The organism is Arthrobacter sp. GCM10027362 (assembly GCF_042679445.1).
Classification (GTDB): Bacteria; Actinomycetota; Actinomycetes; order Actinomycetales; family Micrococcaceae; genus Crystallibacter.
Genome location: NZ_JBHTML010000226.1, coordinates 1 through 5554, shown reverse-complemented (window position 1 = coordinate 5554; position 5554 = coordinate 1). Strand labels below are relative to the sequence as shown.

The window sequence follows — 5554 nt, the reverse complement described above, 5'->3', positions numbered from 1 at the left end:
GGGGGTCGCCGCGGTCCGGGGCGTCCCGACGCGCGGTGCGGTGGCCGGCTGCGGGCGTGCGCCCGATCGCGGCGTGTTGGGTGTGCTCACTCGTTACCTCCGTTGTCCGGCGCCAGCTCCGCAGCCGGCTGCTGCGGTGCCGAAGTCAACGGTACTTCATCCACCGGCCGCTGTGCAGGATCCTGGCCGTCCTGCTGCGCTTCCGTGGCGGCTTCCGGCTCGTCCGCTGTGCCGTTTTCCTCATCCTCGCCCAAGCTGCGCTCGGTGTTCCGGGCCACGGCGATGATCCGATCCGTCTTGTCCGGCTTGGCGAAGATGACACCCATCGTGTCGCGTCCCTTGGCCGGGACGCCGGCGACGTGGGAGCGGACCACCTTGCCGCCTTCCATAACCACCAGGACTTCGTCCTCCTCGTGGACGATGAGTGCCCCGACCAGGTGGCCGCGCTCCTCCTGGTATTTGCCGATCTTGATGCCCAGGCCGCCGCGGCCCTGGACGCGGTACTCGTCCACCGCGGTCCGCTTGGCGTAGCCGCCCTCGGTGACAATGAACACGAAGGAGCCTTCGGTGACCACGTCCGCGGCAAGCAGCTCGTCGTGGTCGCGGAACTTCATCCCGGTCACGCCGGACGTCGCCCGGCCCATCGGCCGCAGGGCCTCGTCGGTGGCGGTGAAGCGCAGGGACTGGCCGCGCCGGGAGACCAGCATCAGGTCGTCGGTCTCGGAGACCAGCTGCGCGGAGACCAGTTCGTCGCCGTCGCGCAGGTTGATCGCGATCACGCCGGCGGAGCGGTTCGTGTCGTAGTCCTCCAGCCGGGTCTTCTTGACCAGGCCGTTCTTGGTGGCCAACACCAGGTACGGGGCCTGGCTGTAGTCGCGCAGGTCCAGCACCTGGGCGATGCGCTCGTCCGGCTGGAAGGCCAGCAGGTTCGCCACGTGCTGGCCCTTGGCGTCCCGGGCCGCCTCCGGCAGCTCGTAGGCCTTGGCCCGGTAGACCCGGCCCAGGTTGGTGAAGAACAGCAGCCAGTGGTGCGTGGTGGTGACGAAGAAGTGCTGCACGACGTCGTCGCCGCGCAGCTGGGCGCCCTTGATGCCCTTGCCGCCGCGCTGCTGGGAGCGGTAGTTGTCGCTGCGGGTGCGCTTGACGTAGCCGCCGCGGGTGATGGTGACGACGATTTCCTCTTCCGGGATCAGGTCCTCGACGCTCATGTCCCCGTCGTAGCCCATCAGGATCTGGGTGCGCCGCTCGTCCCCGTACTTCTCGGTGATCTCGGCAAGCTCGTCGCTGACGATGCCGCGCTGGACCTCCTCCGAGGCCAGGATCCGGTTGTACTCGAGGATCTCGGCCTCCAATTTGGCGTGCTGGTCCTGGATCTTCTGGCGTTCCAGGGCGGCCAGCCGGCGCAGCTGCATGTCCAGGATGGCCTGGGCCTGGATCTCGTCGATGTCCAGCAGCTGGATCAGTCCGTTGCGGGCGTCCTCGACGGTGGGGGAACGGCGGATCAGGGCGATGACCTCGTCCAGCGCGTCCAGCGCCTTGAGCAGGCCGCGCAGGATGTGGGCCGCCTCCTCGGCCTTGCGCAGCCGGTACCGGGTACGGCGGACGATGACCTCGAGCTGGTGGGTGACCCAGTGCCTGACGAAGGCGTCCAGCGTAAGCGTGCGGGGCACGCCGTCCACCAGGGCCAGCATGTTGGCGGCGAAGTTTTCCTGCAGCTGAGTGTGCTTGTAGAGGTTGTTCAGCACCACCTTGGGCACCGCGTCGCGCTTGAGCACGATCACCAGGCGCTGGCCGGTGCGGCCGGAGGTCTCATCGCGCATGTCGGCGATGCCGCCGATCCTGCCGTCCTTGACCAGTTCGGCGATCTTGATTGCCAGGTTGTCCGGGTTGGCCTGGTAGGGCAGCTCGGTGACCACCAGGCAGGTGCGGCCCTGGAGCTCCTCGACATTGACCACGGCGCGCATGGTGATCGAGCCGCGGCCGGTCCGGTAGGCGTCCTCGATGCCCTTGTGGCCGAGGATCTGCGCGCCGGTGGGGAAGTCCGGGCCCTTGATCCGCTGGATCAGGGCCTCGAGCAGCTCTTCGCGCGTGGCGCGGGGGTTCTTCAGGTACCACTGGACGCCGTCGGCCACCTCGCGCAGGTTGTGCGGCGGGATGTTGGTGGCCATCCCGACGGCGATGCCGGAGGAGCCGTTGACCAATAGGTTCGGGAACCGGGCCGGCAGGATGGTCGGCTCCTGGTTCTTGCCGTCGTAGTTGTCCTGGAAATCGACGGTTTCCTCGTCGATGTCCCGCACCATTTCCATGGCCAGCGGGGCCATCTTGGTTTCGGTGTACCGCGGGGCCGCGGCGCCGTCATTGCCGGGGGAGCCGAAGTTGCCCTGGCCCAGGGCCAGCGGATAGCGCATGATCCAGTCCTGGATCAGGCGGACCAGGGCATCGTAGATGGCCGAGTCGCCGTGCGGGTGGTACTGGCCCATGACCTCGCCGACCACGCGGGCGCACTTGTTGAAGGCGCGGTCCGGGCGGTAGCCGCCGTCGAACATTGCATACAGCACGCGCCGGTGCACGGGCTTGAGGCCGTCCCGGATGTCCGGCAGGGCACGGCCCACGATCACGGCCATGGCGTAGTCCAGGTAGGACCGCTGCATCTCGGTCTGCAGGTCCACCTGCTCCACGCGGTCGGTCAGCACCTCGCCGGACAGCACCTCGCCGGCCGGGTCCCCGGGCACGTCCGGGGTTACTTCGTCGCTCATCCTTGGGTTCCTTCTATCAAGTCTTGGTCAGTGCAGCGGCAGGCGGCTAGATGTCCAGGAAGCGCACGTCCTTGGCATTCTGCTGGATGAACGTGCGGCGGGACTCCACATCCTCGCCCATCAGCACCGAGAAGACCTGGTCCGCCGCGGCGGCGTCGTCCATGGTGACCTGCAGCAGGGTGCGCTTGTCCGGGTCCATGGTGGTTTCCCACAGTTCCGTGTAGTCCATCTCGCCCAGGCCCTTGTAGCGCTGGATGCCGTTCTCCTTGGGCAGGCGCTGGTTGTTGGCCAGCCCCTTGCGGATGACCTCGTCGCGTTCCCGGTCACTGAACACGTAGTCATGGGGGTGGTTGGACCACTTGATCCGGTACAGCGGCGGCTGGGCCAGGTAGACGTAGCCGCTCTCGATCAGCGGGCGCATGTAGCGGAAGAGCAGGGTCAGCAGCAGGGTGGTGATGTGCTGGCCGTCCACGTCGGCATCGGCCATCAGCACGATCTTGTGGTAGCGGGCCTTATCGACGTCGAAATCTTCGCCGATGCCGGCGCCGAAGGCGGTGATCATCGCCTGCACCTCGGCGTTGCTCAGGGCGCGGTCCAGCCGGGCGCGCTCCACGTTCAGGATCTTGCCGCGCAGCGGCAGGATGGCCTGGGTCTCCGGGTTGCGCCCGCGTACCGCCGAACCGCCGGCCGAGTCGCCCTCCACAATGTAGATCTCGGACTTGGACGGGTCTTTGGAGGAGCAGTCCTTGAGCTTGCCGGGCATGCCGCCGGATTCCAGCAGCCCCTTGCGGCGCGTGGACTCGCGGGCCTTGCGCGCGGCCATCCGGGCCGCGGCGGCCTGGATGGACTTGCGGATCACGTCGCGGGCCGGTCCCGGGTTGCGCTCGAGCCAGTCCCCGAGCTCGTCCGTGACCACGCGCTGCACAAAGCCCTTGGCCTCGGAGTTGCCCAGCTTGGTCTTGGTCTGCCCCTCGAACTGGGGTTCGCCCAGCTTCATCGAGATCACGGCGGTCAGGCCCTCGCGGATGTCCTCGCCGCTGAGGTTGTCCTCCTTTTCCTTCAGGAGGTTCTTGTCGCGGGCGTACTTGTTGATCAGCGTGGTCATGGCGGCGCGGAAGCCCTCTTCGTGGGTTCCGCCCTCATGGGTGTTGATGGTGTTGGCGTACGTATGGACGCTTTCCGAGTAGGAGGAGGTCCACTGCAGCGCCACCTCCACGGAGAGCCGGCGTTCGCGGTCCTCGGACTCGAAGGCAATGACCTCCGGGTGGACGACCTCCACCTTCTTGGACGAGTTCAGGTGCTTGACGTAATCCAGCAGGCCGTTGTCGTACTTGTAGACCACCCGGCGGTACTCCGGCGCCTTCTCCGCCTCGTCCGCCGCATCCGCCGGGATGTCCAGGTCCTCGTCCTCGGACACCACCGGGCGGCGCTCGTCCGTCAGGGTGATCTTCAGGCCCTTGTTCAGGAATGCCATCTGCTGGAAGCGGGCGCGCAGGGTCTCGAAGTCGAACTCGGTGGTCTCGAAGATCTCCGGGTCCGGCCAGAATGTCTGGGTGGTGCCGGTCTCCGTGGTGGGCCCGCCCCGGCGCAGCTCGCCGACCGGGTGTCCGCCGTTGGCGAAGGACTGGTACCAGACGTAGCCCTGCCGGCGGACCTCGGTCTCGACCCGGCGGGAGAGCGCGTTGACCACGGAGATGCCCACACCGTGCAGGCCGCCGGAGACGGCGTAGCCGCCGCCGCCGAACTTGCCGCCGGCGTGCAGGATGGTCATGACCACCTCCACCGTGGGCCTGCCCTCGGTCGGGTGCATGTCCACGGGAATGCCGCGGCCGTTGTCCGACACCCGCACGCCGCCGTCGGCCAGCAGGGTGACGTCGATCGTGTCGCAGTAGCCGGCCAGCGCCTCGTCGACGGAGTTGTCGACTACCTCGTAGACCAAATGGTGCAGGCCGCGCGGGCCGGTGGACCCGATGTACATGCCGGGGCGCTTGCGGACGGCTTCAAGGCCCTCCAGGACCGTGATGTCCCCGGCGCCGTATTCCCTGTCGACCTTGCCGCCGCCGCTGGCGCGGGGGTCCTCACCGGCGTGTTCGTGCTCGTTGTCCATCGCCACAGTTGCCGCCGACTCCTCACAAAATTCCATGTCATGTCCGAAGCGCCCTCACGTCCGGGAGAAGGCACCGCATCCCTAATTCTACCGTGCCGGGAGGGTCAGTTTTGCGTGGACAGCGCCTGGCAGGCCATAGAAGCACCTTTTGCCGCGAGCACCGGTGGGTGGATAGGGCGCAGTATGTCCCCGTGCCCTCCCCGCGCCCTACGCGCCGTCTGGGCTGTCCGCCCGTCCCGGGCTTGCGAGGGGCGGACGGACGCGGAACGGGACTATCCGTAGGTGTCGCGCGGGCCGCGGCCGCCGGCGCTGCGCGGGCCTTTGCGCCAGTTCGGCGCCGCGGGGGCCAGCACCTGGATCTTGGTGACCACACCATCGCCCAGGGCGTCGTCGAACCGGGCCAGCAGCGCCGAACTGAGCAGCCGCAGCTGGGTGGCCCAGGCGGTGGAATCGCAGCGGACCTGGACCGTGGTGTCCTGGAAGCTTTCGGGCCGGCAGTGGGCGGCGATCTCCGGGCCCACCAGCTCGTCCCAGCGCGAAATCACGGAGCCGACCGCCACCGGCGAGTTCCAGCCGCGGTCCCGGAGCAGCCGGTTGAACACGGTCCCCAGCCCCTGCGGGTCCCGGCCGGACTCGTGCCTGGGCTGCGCCGCGCCGCGGTCCCGGGTCGAGGCGCGGCCGTCGCCGGCGG

At 68.3% G+C, this 5554-nt stretch carries 3 protein-coding genes; all 3 read right to left on the bottom strand.

What is annotated here, in order from left to right; genetic code table 11:
• Positions 1 to 86 precede the first annotated feature (86 nt).
• Positions 87 to 2756, bottom strand: a complete 2670-nt coding sequence (gene gyrA, locus ACFQ36_RS20260; RefSeq protein WP_377016939.1) for a DNA gyrase subunit A — start codon at positions 2754 to 2756, stop codon at positions 87 to 89.
• A 46-nt stretch (positions 2757 to 2802) separates the two neighbouring features.
• Positions 2803 to 4863, bottom strand: coding sequence for a DNA topoisomerase (ATP-hydrolyzing) subunit B (gene gyrB, locus ACFQ36_RS20255; protein WP_377016941.1), 2061 nt, complete (start codon positions 4861 to 4863; stop codon positions 2803 to 2805).
• A gap of 272 nt (positions 4864 to 5135) precedes the next feature.
• On the bottom strand, positions 5136 to 5554 hold a 419-nt coding region (locus ACFQ36_RS20250), incomplete at its 5' end, for a DUF721 domain-containing protein (protein ID WP_377016937.1).

Excerpts from the sequence above, each read along its gene's own strand:
- gyrB (WP_377016941.1), bottom strand. The coding sequence starts at position 4,863 with ATGGACAACGAGCACGAACACGCCGGTGAGGACCCCCGCGCCAGCGGC.
- gyrA (WP_377016939.1), bottom strand. The coding sequence starts at position 2,756 with ATGAGCGACGAAGTAACCCCGGACGTGCCCGGGGACCCGGCCGGCGAG.